Annotated in this window: 14 protein-coding genes and 1 tRNA gene; 2 read left to right on the plus strand and 13 right to left on the minus strand. The window is 58.0% G+C overall.

The features are described 5' to 3' along the window. Positions 1 to 41: 41 nt before the first annotated feature. The 7 genes from QRN85_RS22800 to QRN85_RS22830 all read right to left on the minus strand — a co-directional run bounded on the left by QRN85_RS22800 (position 42) and on the right by QRN85_RS22830 (position 6,888). Positions 42 to 1,514: a TadA family conjugal transfer-associated ATPase gene (locus QRN85_RS22800; protein WP_113092071.1), complete on the minus strand. Its 1,473-nt coding sequence runs from the start codon at positions 1,512 to 1,514 to the stop codon at positions 42 to 44. Positions 1,515 to 1,553: 39 nt separating this feature from the next. Beyond that, positions 1,554 to 2,843 carry a CpaE/TadZ family protein gene (locus QRN85_RS22805; protein ID WP_112963345.1) on the minus strand — a complete coding sequence of 430 codons (1,290 nt, stop codon included), beginning with the start codon at positions 2,841 to 2,843 and terminating at the stop codon, positions 1,554 to 1,556. 37 nt (positions 2,844 to 2,880) lie between these two features. Next, positions 2,881 to 3,555, minus strand: a complete 675-nt coding sequence (locus QRN85_RS22810) for a CpaD family pilus assembly protein (RefSeq protein WP_244475452.1) — start codon at positions 3,553 to 3,555, stop codon at positions 2,881 to 2,883. Positions 3,556 to 3,569: 14 nt separating this feature from the next. Then, positions 3,570 to 5,162, minus strand: a complete 1,593-nt coding sequence (locus QRN85_RS22815; RefSeq protein ID WP_284760226.1) for a type II and III secretion system protein family protein — start codon at positions 5,160 to 5,162, stop codon at positions 3,570 to 3,572. Beyond that, a complete protein-coding gene (cpaB, locus tag QRN85_RS22820; RefSeq protein WP_284760227.1) occupies positions 5,159 to 5,968 on the minus strand; it encodes a Flp pilus assembly protein CpaB in 810 nt (269 codons plus the stop codon). The genes QRN85_RS22815 and cpaB overlap by 4 nt, the downstream gene beginning before the upstream one ends. Positions 5,969 to 6,099: 131 nt before the next feature. After that, a complete protein-coding gene (locus QRN85_RS22825) occupies positions 6,100 to 6,612 on the minus strand; it encodes an A24 family peptidase (RefSeq protein WP_062587546.1) in 513 nt (170 codons plus the stop codon). 87 nt (positions 6,613 to 6,699) lie between these two features. After that, the gene (locus QRN85_RS22830) at positions 6,700 to 6,888 is read right to left on the minus strand and encodes a Flp family type IVb pilin (protein WP_062587548.1); all 189 of its coding nucleotides are present in this window, start codon (positions 6,886 to 6,888) and stop codon (positions 6,700 to 6,702) included. 415 nt (positions 6,889 to 7,303) lie between these two features. Between QRN85_RS22830 and QRN85_RS22835 the strand changes: the two genes are divergently transcribed. Beyond that, entirely contained in the window at positions 7,304 to 7,723 is a 420-nt protein-coding gene (locus QRN85_RS22835; protein ID WP_062587550.1) for a pilus assembly protein N-terminal domain-containing protein, read from the plus strand. A gap of 171 nt (positions 7,724 to 7,894) precedes the next feature. Here QRN85_RS22835 and QRN85_RS22840 read toward each other — a convergent pair. The 4 genes from QRN85_RS22840 to QRN85_RS22855 all read right to left on the minus strand — a co-directional run bounded on the left by QRN85_RS22840 (position 7,895) and on the right by QRN85_RS22855 (position 9,635). Then, a tRNA-Leu gene (locus QRN85_RS22840) sits at positions 7,895 to 7,981 on the minus strand. Positions 7,982 to 8,128: 147 nt separating this feature from the next. Further along, positions 8,129 to 8,440, minus strand: a complete 312-nt coding sequence (locus QRN85_RS22845) for an Rdx family protein (protein WP_284760229.1) — start codon at positions 8,438 to 8,440, stop codon at positions 8,129 to 8,131. Positions 8,441 to 8,476: 36 nt separating this feature from the next. After that, on the minus strand, positions 8,477 to 9,034 hold the full coding sequence (locus QRN85_RS22850; RefSeq protein WP_284760231.1) for a GNAT family N-acetyltransferase: 558 nt from the start codon (positions 9,032 to 9,034) through the stop codon (positions 8,477 to 8,479). A gap of 19 nt (positions 9,035 to 9,053) precedes the next feature. After that, the gene (locus QRN85_RS22855) at positions 9,054 to 9,635 is read right to left on the minus strand and encodes a helix-turn-helix domain-containing protein (RefSeq protein ID WP_502870825.1); all 582 of its coding nucleotides are present in this window, start codon (positions 9,633 to 9,635) and stop codon (positions 9,054 to 9,056) included. Between the two features lie 194 nt (positions 9,636 to 9,829). On the opposite strand from QRN85_RS22855, the gene lepA reads away from it, so the two are divergent. After that, positions 9,830 to 11,668: a translation elongation factor 4 gene (lepA, locus tag QRN85_RS22860; RefSeq protein ID WP_062587558.1), complete on the plus strand. Its 1,839-nt coding sequence runs from the start codon at positions 9,830 to 9,832 to the stop codon at positions 11,666 to 11,668. Positions 11,669 to 11,774: 106 nt separating this feature from the next. Here the strand turns inward: lepA and QRN85_RS22865 are convergent, their stop codons facing one another. Together QRN85_RS22865 and QRN85_RS22870 are read right to left on the minus strand one after the other, a co-directional pair. Then, positions 11,775 to 12,089, minus strand: a complete 315-nt coding sequence (locus tag QRN85_RS22865) for a hypothetical protein (RefSeq protein WP_284760232.1) — start codon at positions 12,087 to 12,089, stop codon at positions 11,775 to 11,777. An 81-nt stretch (positions 12,090 to 12,170) separates the two neighbouring features. Then, the gene (locus QRN85_RS22870) at positions 12,171 to 13,589 is read right to left on the minus strand and encodes an aminotransferase-like domain-containing protein (RefSeq protein ID WP_284760233.1); all 1,419 of its coding nucleotides are present in this window, start codon (positions 13,587 to 13,589) and stop codon (positions 12,171 to 12,173) included. Positions 13,590 to 13,692: the final 103 nt, after the last annotated feature.

Genomic DNA, 13,692 nt, shown 5'->3' on the forward strand with positions numbered 1-13,692 from the left:
GCCCTGACCAGTCTGTGTCCTGCGCTGCGCGCCAAGGTGCCTCATTGGGATTTGCTCTCCATTTCGTCGAGCGCCGCCGCCAGGCGTTTTTCCTCATTGAAGTAACGGGCGCGATCCCAGAAATGCGGCTTGCTGATGCCGGTGGAAACGTGCCGGCCGATGATGCGACCGCTCGCGTCCTCTCCCTCCATCTCATAGCGCATGAGGTCCTGCGTGATGATGACATCGCCTTCCATGCCAAGCACTTCGGTGACCTGAGTGATGCGGCGCGAACCATCGCGAAGGCGGGCGGCCTGAATGACCACATCGACCGACGAGGAAATGATCTCGCGCACCGTCTTGGCGGGAAGGCTGAAGCCGCCCATGGCGATCATCGATTCCATGCGGCTTAAGCACTCACGCGGGGTATTCGCGTGGATCGTCCCCATGGAACCATCATGGCCGGTATTCATCGCCTGCAGAAGGTCGAAGACTTCAGGTCCGCGCACTTCACCGACGATAATGCGTTCAGGCCGCATACGCAGGCAGTTCTTGACGAGATCGCGCATGGTGATTTCGCCTTCGCCCTCGATGTTCGGCGGGCGGGTTTCCAGGCGCACCACATGCGGCTGCTGAAGCTGCAGTTCGGCTGTGTCCTCGCAGGTAATGACGCGTTCGGTCTTGTCGATGTAACTTGTCAGGCAGTTGAGAAGCGTCGTCTTGCCCGAGCCGGTACCGCCAGAGATGACGACATTGCACCGCACACGCCCGATGATCTGCAGCAGCACTGCACCCTCGGGCGTGATCGCTCCGAAACGAACCAGCTGGTCAAGTGTCAGCTTGTCCTTCTTGAACTTGCGGATCGTCAGCGCCGGGCCATCGATGGCAAGCGGCGGGGCGATGACGTTGACACGCGATCCATCGGGCAGGCGCGCATCGCAGATCGGGCTCGATTCGTCCACGCGGCGGCCCACCTGGCTGACGATGCGCTGGCAGATCGACAGAAGCTGGGCATTGTCGCGAAAGCGAATATCGGATTCGATGGTCTTGCCGCCGACTTCGATGAAGGTCTGGCCCGAACCATTGACCATAATATCGGCGATATCGTCGCGGGCGAGAAGCGGTTCCAGCGGACCATATCCAAGAACATCGTTGCAGATGTCTTCCAGCAGCTCTTCCTGCTCGGAGATCGACATGGCGAAGTTCTTGATGGTGATGATATCGTTGACGATATCGCGTATTTCTTCGCGCGCGCTTTCGGTGTCGAGCTTGGCGAGCTGCGAGAGGTCAATCGTATCGATCAGCGCGGAAAAAACCTGCGCCTTCGTCTGGTAATAATCCTCGGTCCTGGCACGCTTGCGCGGTTGCTGCGCAGGGGCGTGAGATGGGGATTGTGCCGGAGCCGGTGCCAAAGAAACCCTTTCGGCGGGCTCTATGCGGGGAGCAATGACAACAGGAGCCGCCACAGGCGCGGCGGCGACCGGACTGTTGTTTGTGGCTCTGGGGAAGCCTTCGTTGCCACGTTTTCCGAACATGTTTTTCTTCCGGCAGATCGCTGCGCAGGCAGCGATGCATTACTTGCGTTTGATGAGGTCCATGAATTTGCCGAGACCCGCACGCTTTGCCTTGCGCACGGTGGAACGGCCGGTGACGATGTGTGAAATTTGCGAGAATGTTTCGGCAATCGGTGATTTCGCGTCGATTTCGCTGATCATCCGCCCGCTATTGGCCGCATTGCCAAACAGTTGGACATCAAAGGGTATGATCGCAATCGGCTCGATTTCCAGTGGCTCGAAGAAGTCCGCAGGTGCAATTTCAGGGCGCTTCATCATGCCGACCTGGTTGAGCACGAGATGCGGGACCTTGTCGTTCGGGCGCAGTTTCTTCAGCGCGTCCAAAAGGTTCTTGGTGTTTCGCAGATTGGCAAGATCCGGCACCGCCGTGATCACCACCTCGTCAGCTTCCGCAAGCACGGTCTGCGACCATTCGGACCAGATATGCGGCACGTCAAGCACGGCCACCGGCGTGCTGCGCTGCAGAAGCTCCAGCAATGGCTGGAAGCTCAGCCGTTCGAAATCATAGGGCCGGTCCAGAAGGGAAGGGGCGGCAAGCAGCGAAAGATGTTCGGAACATTTGGTCAGAAGGCGATCGAGGAAGACCTCGTCCAGCCGCTCCGGAGAATAGACCGCTTCGGCAATACCCTGCGCAGGGTCCTGGTCGAAATCGATATTGGCGGTGCCGAAGGGCAGGTCGAGATCGGCAAGAATCGTTTCCGTCGAGAACAGGCTGGAAATGCCGAATGCGCAATTATGGGCAATGGTGGAAGATCCCACACCACCCTTGGCGCCGATGAAAGCGATGTTGCGGCCAAGCGGCTCTGCCTCGGGATCCACGAAGATCGCCGAGATGGATGAGAGCAGGTCCGGCAAATTGATGGGCGCTACGAGATATTCCGAAATGCCGTTGCGAATGAGATCGCGGTAAAGTGCAATGTCGTTATGGCGGCCGATGATGATGACGCGCGTCGTCGGATCACAGACTTCCGCCAGCGGCGCCAGATCGTTGAGCAAGGTTGCAGGCTCACGCCCGGTTTCGAGAATGATCAGGTTCGGTGTCGGACTGGACGAGAACATCGTCGCCGCCGCCTCGATTTCACCATTGGTGATTCTCATGCTCACCTTGGTCATGCGACGGTCGCTGGAAAGGCGCTCCATCAGCCTCTGGACGCTGTCGCTTTCGCAGAATGCGTGAACCGATATGCGCGGCAATGGCCTCAGCGCATCGAGATCGCCTGCGCGCACGGGCTCCTCGGCATAGGCCTCGTTCGGTTCATCGCGGTGAATATCGTAGTCTACCGGGCTCATTGTGCTTCCTGTGGGCGCGTGCGGTCCATCGTGAACATTAATCCGTGGTTGCCGTGGTCTTGCCGGAACGATAATTGCCGATCACGACGGAGCGCCGCTCGGCGTCGATCGGGCTCATGCCACGGGGCCCGACCAGATCCATCGGATTTGCCACCTGTGCTGCAAGATTGTTCTGGGATGCGCAGCCGAAATTGTACCAGTTCTTGTTGGAATAGGTATTGTCGGAAAGATCTTCTGGCCATTGCCCGCACTGCCCGGTCATGGCGGTCATCGCAATGAAGCTGAGCCGGATGGGTGCGGCATCTCCGCTTGGCGAAGCGCCATAATGGGTCTCGACGATCTTGCCCGAGGGTACGCCGGAAGATGCAAGCACGGACCGCACATGACGCTTGAGGATCGAGGCCGCAGCGGAATTTGGCGATCCCGTCGGCACCTGGATCTGCACAACGCCTGACGACGTTGCCGTATAGCTCTGCGCAAAGCCCTTGATGTTATCGGCCATCGCAATCGTTAGGCGGTTGTCGCCGGAGGAAACCGGAATATCGAGCGAATGCTGCGCTTCCGAAAGCGTTATCGGGTGGCGCGTGCGATAGTCGTCAGGAATTGCTCCCGTCGACATGGGGTCGCGGGCACATGCCTGCAGCAGCGTGGCGGCAGCCAGAACCGCGACTGTAAGACCGGTCCGGCGCAGCGGTTGAGAAACAGGTTTCATCGGATGCATCTTTGTCATTTGTAGATAAACCCTACCGAGCCCTGATAGGGCTGTGTGTGAGCCTGCTGCCTGTTGCCATAGACCTTGTTGACGCGGTTCATGAAATACATCGCCGCATCGGCTTCCGGATTGAAATTGTCGTCGGGCCGGGCGATTTCGTTGCGCGAGACCGGACGCACGAGATAAGGCGTGGCGATGATGACGAGCTCCGTCTCGTTACGGATGAAGTCCTTGCTGCGGAACAGCGTGCCGAGAACCGGGACCTTGGAAACACCCGGTATTCCCGACATTGCCTGCCGCACATTATCCTGCACCAGACCGGCAATGACGATGGAGCCACCGGATGGCAGCTCGACGCTGGTGGAAGCCTCGCGTTTACGGATGGATAGATAGGTGCTGCCGGGTACGCTGATGGTACTGCCGTTGCCGGTCGCGGCGCTGCCCTCATAGGTGGGCTCGGAAACATTGGTTTCGATCTTCAGGCTGATACGTCCAGGCGACAGGACCACCGGACGGAAATTCAGCTCGATGCCGTAGTCAACCGTGTCGGTGGATCGCGTGACGGTGGGTTGGCCGGTCGTGCTGTCGATCGTAACTTCCTGTTCGGCCGGCAGACGAAATTCGCCGCCGACATAGAATTTGGCCTGCTCTCCCGAGATGGCAGTCAGGCTGGGCTCCGCCAGCGTGCGCATGACGCCAGCCTGCTCCATGGCATTGAAATAGCTGCTGAGTGCGACCTTGCCAATTGTGCCAGCAATGTTGCCGGTACCGGCCAGGCTGGCCGCATTGCCCAAATTGGCCGGGTTGGAGAAGGAGATGCGTCCGCTCAGATCGCTGCCGGAGCCGCTGATAGAGCCGTTGAAGCCGAGTTGCTTGAGAACCTGACGGCTGACTTCAGCCACGGTTACCTTCAGGGTTACCTGATCCTCGCCCTCGATGGTCAGCATGTTGACGATGGAAGATTGCTGCCGGTCTTCGGCGAAGATGGCAACGGCGCCATCTCCATTGCTCTGGCTTGTCTCGGTGATGTTGCGGGTGGTGGCTTCACCGCCCTTCAGAAACGCGGAGGCAAGCTGCACGGCACGGGCAGAATCCTGCGGGGTGCGCACACTGCCGGAAAGAACGATGTTGTCAGAGACGATTTCAACGCGAATATCGGATTCGGGAATGAACCGGCGCAGGTTGGCCTGAAGCCCGGAAATATCGCGCTCGACTTCCAGATCGAGGCTGACGATTTCCTGACCCTGATCACCGAAGATGAAGATATTGGTCTGGCCAACGGACTTGCCGAACAGGTAGATGCGCCGCGAGCTGCGCGTCACGGCGTCCGCCATGCCGGGGTCTGCGACGAGAATGTCATGCGCATCCTCAGGCAGGTCGATGACGAGAGCCTTGTTGAGCCCAAGTTTCAGGCGCTTGCGAACACCCTGTCCACTTTCGTTGATTCGCACGATGCTGGCGCTCTGTGCCAGAGCTTCATTGCTGGGCGTGCCGAAAGAGGCGGGTATGCCTGGAAAGCCCGTAAAGGCGACACAAAAGGCCAAGCCGCCAGCGACGGATGACCGCATGGCCCGGGCAAGACGCGCGCTTGAGTAAAAGCTGGTCATTGCGAAGCTCCTCCCTGTCCTTCACGGACGATCGAGCCTGATTTGATCACCTGGATCGCCGGCTGGCCGCTGCTTCCGCTCAGCAGGTAATCCGCAGCGGTGGTGTCATTGTCCTGCGCATCGGCAACCGAGCGCAGGGCAAGCGTCAGCCGGTCTGCCATCTGCTGGGCGACGGTCATGATCTTGGCCTGTTCAGGCGTCAGTTCCAGCGTTGCGGTGGCGCCCACGACGGCACTGGTGCCATCCTCGCCTTCCTTGATCTGCTGATCGATGGCGAGAACGCGGACATTGTTGAGAACATTTTCGGTCAGGAAGGATCCACCCTCGCCCTTGCGCACCATGATGACATCAACGCGGTCATTGGGAAGCACGAAGCCGCCGGCACCGGTCGCGACAGAGATTTCCGTCGCCACCGCCCGCTTTCCTGCCGGAAGCAGCGAAGACATGATCCGCGTGCTGGAATCGACGACTTTCTCCGCGCGAAGCGGTTCGCCTTCAAACAGCGGCAGGCGAACGATGGAGCCGGTCAATTCGATGATGGCGTCGGGACGCTTGTTTTCGGTGACGAAACTGTCGTTGATGGCACCTTGCGGCCATGGTGCCCAGCGCATCGAATCAGCGGCCAGACGGCTGCCGACCGGGAGATTGGCCGACGACACCAGCACATTGACCGTCGGTTCCTTCTGGATGATGGCTTCCGCTTTTTCCACGACCTGCTGAGGGCTTGCCAGCTGCATGGCCAGAAGACCGGCAAGTGCGGCGGCAACAACGGCTACGGAAAGAATGATGACGCGCGACGGTTTCATGCACAGGCCTTGAGGGGGATCAGAATCTCTTCTGCCACCATGGCCTGCCATTCGTGTAATTATGGTTAATAAATTGTCTTCGTGACTGGTTAATGAAAAATAAACGAGGGTTCGACCTCGTTAGACCGGCGTCACATCATATGCTGCATGGCCAGCTGGACCAGGGGCGCCTCGGGATAGGTCAGCAGTCCGGCAATGGCAATGGCGATGCCGTAGGGCACCTTCTTGGCAACAAGCAGCGAATCGGGAACCGGCAGGCCGGTAATCATGATTTCCTGGCGGTAGGACCGGATGAACAGGATACCAACGGTGAGGATGCCACCAAAGAGAGCGACGGCAACCATATAGACCGCCAGCGCCTGATCAAAGCCGAACCAGATGGCCGATGCGGTCAGCAGCTTTGCATCACCGCCGCCCATCGTATTTAACGCAAACAATGCAAAGGTTGCCGCAAAAACGGCAAGGCCCGCAACAAGGCTCATGGCGAACGTCTGCATGTCCATTCCCGACAGTGGTGCGACGACCACGAATGACAAGGCCAGGATGATGGAGATGCGATTGGGGATCGTCATCGTGAAAAGGTCATTCAGCGCTGCAAAGGCAAGACACAGCGGCACGATGAGAAATATGGCTGCGGTTACCATGAAGCGCCTCTGACGTGACTGACCTATTCTAAATAGCATTGCGCCGCCCTTCAGGAGGGCGGCGTCTATGCCGCAGACTCGAGTCTGTTAGTTTGTGGCAGCAGGCATGTTTGCGTTCAGGCGAGCACCGAGGTTCGTGAACATTTGACCAAGGCGTGTTCCAACTGTCGTAGCGCCTGTGATGATCGCAACGGAAATCAGGGCGGCAATCAGGCCGTATTCAATGGCGGTCGCGCCGGACTCGTCTTTCATGAAGCGAGCGAAAATCTGTGTCATGCGGTTTCTCCTAAACTCTTTCAACTTTGTTCAGCACGCCGACAACTGTTTGCCGTTGTTCGGTTGCTGGTGAAGCTACAGAAGTTGGATTTCCAACCACTTAAAAAATCTCCTTAAAAAATGATTAAACAGACCCTGCGATGTAAATAGTAAACAGATAATTCAAGTATATTTTCAAATTTTAATGAGATGAAAAACCGCTTATTATTATGGATTTCTGGGCTTCAAACGGCTTGTTTCCTGCCCCAAAAGGATGCTCGTGGCTGTGCTATTCTGAAGCAACTCCTTTGCTTTTGTCCCGTAATGGAAATCGTCTCTGGCGCAATACCATTATGGGATTCGAGCTTAACGCTTCATTCACCAATCCCGCGCATGGTGAAAGCATCCGATCTTCCGTTCAAGGCTGCCCAGGTAAATGTCGTCCGCTTCCAAGGCTCGAATCGCTGTTGTTCTGACCGTGCTTGCCGCAATGCCGGCCACCGCGGTCCTGGCAAGTGATGAAATGCTGCGTGTGTCCATGAACCATGCGCGCGTCCTGAAGCTGGATAGACCCGTCAGCAAGGTCATTATCGGCAATTCCAAGGTGGCAGATGCGACCGTGGCAGATGCCCGCACCATTGTGCTGACAGGCCGCAGCTTCGGTACGACCAATCTCGTTCTTCTGGATGCGCAGGGCAATGCCATCGTGGACGAGCGGGTCATCGTTTCCATCGATGAAGGCAACACCGTGCGCGTCTTTCGCCAGACAGCGCGGACCGTTCTGTCCTGCACGCCCAATTGCGAAGAGCACTCTCCCAACGAGAGCGCATCTGCAGGAACCAGCGCGAGCCAATAGGCCAATTTTACTGATTTAACGTGAGAACGAAGCCCTGCCGGAAAAGCGCGCGGTCGTGGAAGCGATGCCTGTTGCACGGCTGGAAAAAGCAACGCGTGACGTCCGCCCGGCGGGCGATTTTCACTGTTGCAATTTCGGTAAGTTGTTGATCTGGCTAAGATCAAAATGGAATGGTGCCCAGAAGAGGACTCGAACCTCCACACCCTTTCGAGTACCAGCACCTGAAGCTGGCGCGTCTACCAATTCCGCCATCTGGGCGACGAGGAGCCATGTACGGGGGCAGCCGTCTGGTGTCAACAGAGATTTTGAAGTTTTGTGACGATCTTTGATTTTTCAGCAGAAAAACTGATTGTGGAAAGCGGTTAGGGGGGCGGTCCCCATGCGCGGTACCACCCTTGGCCAGAATCAGCCGTCGGCGCCGTCACTGTTGGATCGGTCCAGGTGGCCAAGGTCGCGGTCTGGTTCGATGACATCTCGCACACGCTGTTTGAGGTCCTTCGGCCCCGGAAATCCGCCGTCGCGCTTGCGTTCCCAGATGACGTCACCGTCAACAAGGATTTCAAAGCGCCCGCCGGTCGCTGGAACCAGTGCCACTTCCGAAAGGCTGTCGGAAAATGTGTGCAGCAATTCCTGCGCCATCCAGGCTGAGCGAAGCAGCCAGTTGCACTGGGTACAATAGATGATGGAAATCCGGGGCTTGGGTGCTTCGTCTGACATGGCCGTCCTCTTCAAGGTGTTTTGTAACAGGGCTGTTCAGCCGTCGGTTTTTTGCAGTGGCAATTGCGACCCGACCTGGCCGATCCGCTTGTAGAATATCGTCGTGTCGCAATAACGCCCATCCGGAAAAAGCGCATAGTCGGGGATGACACCCACATGTTGCCATCCCAGCCTCGGGTAGATCGCCTCGGCTTCGCTGCCGGTTGCGGTGTCGAGCACCAGAAGCGTCCGGCCTTTTGCCACCGCCTCGGCCTCTGCCCGTTCGGTCAGCTTGCGCGAAAGGCCAAGGCCGCGCGCGCGGCGGTGCACCAGAAGTTTCATCAGATCGCCACGGTGCGGCTGGTTGGGCTTATCCGCCAGACCCACCTGCACGGTGCCGACGATTTTCCCATCCATTTCCGCAGCAACGTGGATTGTGTCACCATTGTCGACGGACTTTGCCACCTTTTGCCAGAAGGCTGTCGCTTCCCTGTCGGTGAAGGGCAGCATGAAGCCCACCGATGCGCCACCATTGACGCAGTCAGACAGGATGTCGCACAGATCGGGCAGCGCCGAGAGTGTTTCTTCGCTGTTCAACATCCGGATTGTTGCCATTTTATCTCTCCTTGCAATGTCAGCGCTTGCGCTGGTCCAGCACCACGGCGTAGCGGGCGGCTGTGTCGGACGGGTTGTGGAATGCGTGTCCGTCGCCCACCGGCATGAATAGGCAATCGCCAGCGGACATCAGGTATTCTTCGTCGCCGGTCGTCATCTTCAGCGCGCCTTCCAGCAGCCAGACATATTGCGTCATGCCGCGACTGGCCGTGTGAGGGGGGAAGCTGACCCTGGCACGGGCAGGAAGATGAACCTCGACAATATCGACATCGGAGCCAACTCGGGGAGGAGAAATGGCGCGACGTATGTAGCCCGTCTCGGGGTCCTTCCATGTGGGTTGGTCTGCACCCCTGACCATTGGCGATACCACCTCGTCATCCTCGGCAAAAAAGCCGGAAAGCGAGAGACCGAGAGCCGCACAGATGCGCGCGAGAAGCGCTGCCGTGGGGCTTGCCTCTCCCCGCTCGATGCGGGAAATCATGGCGCGGCTGACGCCGGACGCGCTCGCCAACTGGTCCAGTGTAAGGTTGCCCTCAATGCGCAAATGCTTGATCCGCTCTGCGATGGAGCGCTCGAATGTGCCGGTTTCAATTTCCATCATGTGAGAGTATTTATCTCATATGATGGAGTCAATATCCCGGATAGTGAAAAATAGTGGCAGATACAGAAGCTGTATTTGATGCGGGTCTCGACTGCACTCATTTCGCGGCCCTTAAGCTGAGTTACCGACTGGAAAAGCCCAACTTTAAAGGCTTTTAACCAAATTCCTGCTTTTCCGGCGCAAGAGCCCCTGCTATAGCGCGGAGCATGAGCACACAATCGACCCGCACACCGCTTGACCATATCCGCAACTTCTCCATCGTCGCCCATATCGACCATGGCAAATCGACCCTTGCCGACCGGTTGATCCAGTCGACGGGCGGGCTTGCCGAGCGCGACATGTCCGAGCAGGTGCTCGACAACATGGACATCGAGCGGGAACGCGGCATTACGATCAAGGCACAGACCGTGCGCCTGCATTACAAGGCGAATAACGGTGAAACCTACGTTCTGAACCTCATCGACACCCCCGGCCACGTCGACTTTGCCTATGAAGTCTCGCGCTCGCTTTCGGCTTGCGAAGGCTCGTTGCTGGTTGTCGATGCCTCTCAGGGTGTCGAGGCGCAGACGCTGGCCAATGTCTATCAGGCGATCGACAACAATCATGAGCTGGTGACCGTTCTCAACAAGATCGACCTGCCTGCCGCCGAACCTGACAGGATCAAGGAACAGATCGAAGAGGTCATCGGTATCGATGCTTCGCAGGCGGTCCTCATTTCTGCAAAGACCGGTCTTGGTATTCCAGATGTGCTGGAAGCCATCGTGCATCAGTTGCCGGCGCCCAAGAGCGAACTTGGCGAAAAGGGCCCGCTCAAGGCTCTGCTGGTTGACAGCTGGTACGACACCTATCTCGGCGTCATGGTTCTGGTGCGCGTGCTTGATGGCGTCCTGACCAAGGGCCAGACCATCCGCATGATGGGCACGGATGCAAAATATCAGGTTGAACGCGTCGGCGTTCTCACGCCTAAGATGGTCGCGGTCGACAGTCTCGGTCCGGGCGAAATCGGTTTCATCACCGGTTCCATCAAGGAAGTGGCCGATACCCGTGTTGGCGATACGATCACTGAAGACAAGCGCCCGACGGCCAAGGCGCTGCCAGGCTTCAAGCCCGCGCAGCCCGTGGTCTTCTGCGGCCTGTTCCCGGTCGATGCCGCGGATTTCGAAGATCTGCGCGCCGCCATGGGCAAGCTTCGTCTGAACGACGCATCCTTCTCGTTCGAAATGGAATCGTCTGCGGCGCTCGGTTTCGGCTTCCGTTGCGGCTTCCTCGGCCTGCTTCACCTTGAAATCATTCAGGAACGTCTCGAGCGTGAGTTCGATCTCGATCTCATCGCAACCGCTCCATCGGTTGTTTACCAGCTGACGATGACGGACGGTTCCGAGCGCGAGTTGCACAATCCCGCCGACATGCCTGATGTCGTCAAGATTGCGGAAATTCGCGAGCCCTGGATCAAGGCAACGATCCTGACGCCGGATGATTATCTCGGTGGCATCTTGAAGCTCTGCCAGGACCGTCGCGGCATTCAGACCGAGCTGACCTATGTCGGCAAGCGCGCGATGATCACCTATGAGCTGCCATTGAACGAAGTCGTCTTCGATTTCTACGACAGGCTGAAATCCATCTCCAAGGGTTACGCATCCTTCGATTATCATCTGGATGGCTACCGCGAAGGCAATCTCGTGAAGATGTCGATCATGGTCAATGGAGAGCCGGTCGACGCGCTGTCCATGCTCGTCCACCGCATGGCTGCAGAAAAGCGTGGCCGCGACATGTGCGAGAAGCTGAAAGATCTCATTCCGCGTCACATGTTCAAGATCCCCATTCAGGCGGCAATCGGCAGCAACGTCATCGCCCGTGAAACGATTTCTGCGATGCGCAAGGACGTGACCGCCAAGTGCTATGGCGGTGACGCCACGCGTAAGCGCAAACTTCTGGACAAGCAGAAGGAAGGCAAGAAGCGGATGCGCCAGTTCGGCAAGGTAGACATTCCGCAGGAAGCCTTCATTGCAGCTCTGAAGATGAAGGACGACTGAGGCTCAAAACCTCGCGACTGTTCAACGCGCCGCAAAGGCATGTACCAAACGAAAAGAGCCGCTTGCATGTCGCAAGCGGCTCTTTCGCATTCATAACACTACGCTGTTACGGCTGTGTGGACGTGCCACCAGTGCTCGGCGAGGCAGGAGCCGTATTGTTAGGCGCTGCTGGCGTCATCGGTGCCGGTGCAGGTGCCTGCTCGGTTGCTGCCGGTGCCGTCGTCGAGGACGTCGTGGTCGGGTCCGTCGTAGACGGGGCGCTCATCTGCATCCAGATGAAGCCGCCGACCAGGAGAACTGCGATGATGGCTGCCCAAGGTGCCCAGCCCGCGGACTTGCGCGCCGCTTCGGGCGTTGTGCGCAGTTCAGGGCGGTCAGGTCTCAAGTTGGGATCGCGTGGCATGTTAGGGTCAAAAGTCATGTTTTCTCTCCTCTTGCTGTGGGGAGAAAATGCACATCTTCTAAATTTGTTCCAGATACGTGAGAAAGACGAAATATACCCTCAGGAAGAGCACTGCGCGGCCGCTATCCCCTCCTTGAGGATTTTAATCATCTCAGGATGATCACATTGCGAAACATTGAAGCGCATGAAGCCCGAAGATATTTGCCCCTGGCTGAAGATATTTCCGGGGGCAAGCACCATGTTCTTCGTCAGGGCGTAACGTGCAACCGCTGCGGCATCGATGCCGGAAGGCAGCCGACACCACAGGAAAATACCGGCCGCAGGCTCCATCCAGGGCATGATGCCGACGTCGCTCAATTGCGCAGAAACCCGCAGCCGGGCCTGTGACAGCCGCATTCTGACGCTTTCCATGTGGCGGCGATACTGCGTGTCCTTGAGTGCGCTGAAGACGATCGTCTCATTGATGCGGTTTCCGGAAAATGCGGTCGCAATCTTGATGTCCGTCAGTGGCTCGATCCAGTCACGTGGCGCTGCAATATATCCGCAGCGGGCTGAAGCCGAGAGCGTCTTGGAAAAGCTGCCGATCTGCACGCTTCGCCGCAAGCCATCGAAAGCGGCGAGGCGAGGGGCTTTCTGTTCCTCGAAATCCGCAAAGATATCGTCTTCGATCACGGTCACGCCCGCCCGTTCGGTCAACATTAACAGCCGATGCGCAGTCGCCGGTGAAAGAACGGAACCGGTCGGGTTGTGAATGGCTGAATTGGTAATGTAGAGGCGCGGCTGGTGCTCGTTCAGCGCTTGCTCGAACCGCGCCACATCCGGCCCATCCCGCAGATAGGGGATGCCGACGACCTTGACCCTGTGGGCGCGTAGCAACGCATGAAAATTGAAGTAGCAGGGATCGTCCACCAGCACGGTCTGCCCGGGCTCCAGCAGAAAACGACAGAGGAGATCGATGGCATGAGTGCCGGAATCGACAAGCATGATCTGCTCTGGTCCTGCCATCACACCCTGCTCGCCCAAGCGGCGGGACAGGAGTTCCCTGAATGGCAGAAGACCAAGCGGACTGCTGTAGTCGCTTAAATCGGCTTCCTGCCCGCGTGATGCGCTGCGCAGGGCGCGACGCATCACCTCCTGCGGCATCCAGGAGGCGGGCATCCAGCCGCATCCGGGCTTCGACATCGCATCGCTTGCCTCCAGTGCAAGACGCGATACCCAGAACGGATCGATCGCCCGGTCAAGCCTCGGTCCAAGATCGGCAAGGGAAAGCGGAGCAAGGGCATTGGCAACATAAAAACCGGACCCCGGGCGTGACCGGATCGCATCATCCGCGACCAATCTCTCATAGGCCTCCACCACGGTTGACGTGGAGACATCCATCGCCTTGGCAAAGCTGCGGACCGAAGGCAATCGCGCCCCCGGCAGCAGGGCACGCGATGCGATGCGACGCCTTATTTCCAGCATTACCGCATGGGTTCGTGGCGCCGCCTGCCTCTGTCCATCGTTGCTGCCGTGCATCTGTACTGCTTCCTGTACCATTACAGTTTTTTGAAACTGTAATGCATTGTCACTGTCATGGCCATGGGGGCTGGGGCATGACCGGTGCATGAGCGGGAGTGGT

The organism is Agrobacterium sp. fls2-241-TYG-188a, from assembly GCF_030209845.1.

Excerpts from the sequence above, each read along its gene's own strand:
- QRN85_RS22800 (WP_113092071.1), bottom strand. The coding sequence starts at position 1,514 with ATGTTCGGAAAACGTGGCAACGAAGGCTTCCCCAGAGCCACAAACAAC.
- QRN85_RS22805 (WP_112963345.1), bottom strand. The coding sequence starts at position 2,843 with ATGAGCCCGGTAGACTACGATATTCACCGCGATGAACCGAACGAGGCC.
- QRN85_RS22810 (WP_244475452.1), bottom strand. The coding sequence starts at position 3,555 with ATGAAACCTGTTTCTCAACCGCTGCGCCGGACCGGTCTTACAGTCGCG.
- QRN85_RS22815 (WP_284760226.1), bottom strand. The coding sequence starts at position 5,162 with ATGACCAGCTTTTACTCAAGCGCGCGTCTTGCCCGGGCCATGCGGTCA.
- cpaB (WP_284760227.1), bottom strand. The coding sequence starts at position 5,968 with ATGAAACCGTCGCGCGTCATCATTCTTTCCGTAGCCGTTGTTGCCGCC.
- QRN85_RS22825 (WP_062587546.1), bottom strand. The coding sequence starts at position 6,612 with ATGGTAACCGCAGCCATATTTCTCATCGTGCCGCTGTGTCTTGCCTTT.
- QRN85_RS22830 (WP_062587548.1), bottom strand. The coding sequence starts at position 6,888 with ATGACACAGATTTTCGCTCGCTTCATGAAAGACGAGTCCGGCGCGACC.
- QRN85_RS22835 (WP_062587550.1), top strand. The coding sequence starts at position 7,304 with ATGTCGTCCGCTTCCAAGGCTCGAATCGCTGTTGTTCTGACCGTGCTT.
- QRN85_RS22845 (WP_284760229.1), bottom strand. The coding sequence starts at position 8,440 with ATGTCAGACGAAGCACCCAAGCCCCGGATTTCCATCATCTATTGTACC.
- QRN85_RS22850 (WP_284760231.1), bottom strand. The coding sequence starts at position 9,034 with ATGGCAACAATCCGGATGTTGAACAGCGAAGAAACACTCTCGGCGCTG.
- QRN85_RS22855 (WP_502870825.1), bottom strand. The coding sequence starts at position 9,635 with ATGATGGAAATTGAAACCGGCACATTCGAGCGCTCCATCGCAGAGCGG.
- QRN85_RS22865 (WP_284760232.1), bottom strand. The coding sequence starts at position 12,089 with ATGACTTTTGACCCTAACATGCCACGCGATCCCAACTTGAGACCTGAC.
- QRN85_RS22870 (WP_284760233.1), bottom strand. The coding sequence starts at position 13,589 with ATGCACGGCAGCAACGATGGACAGAGGCAGGCGGCGCCACGAACCCAT.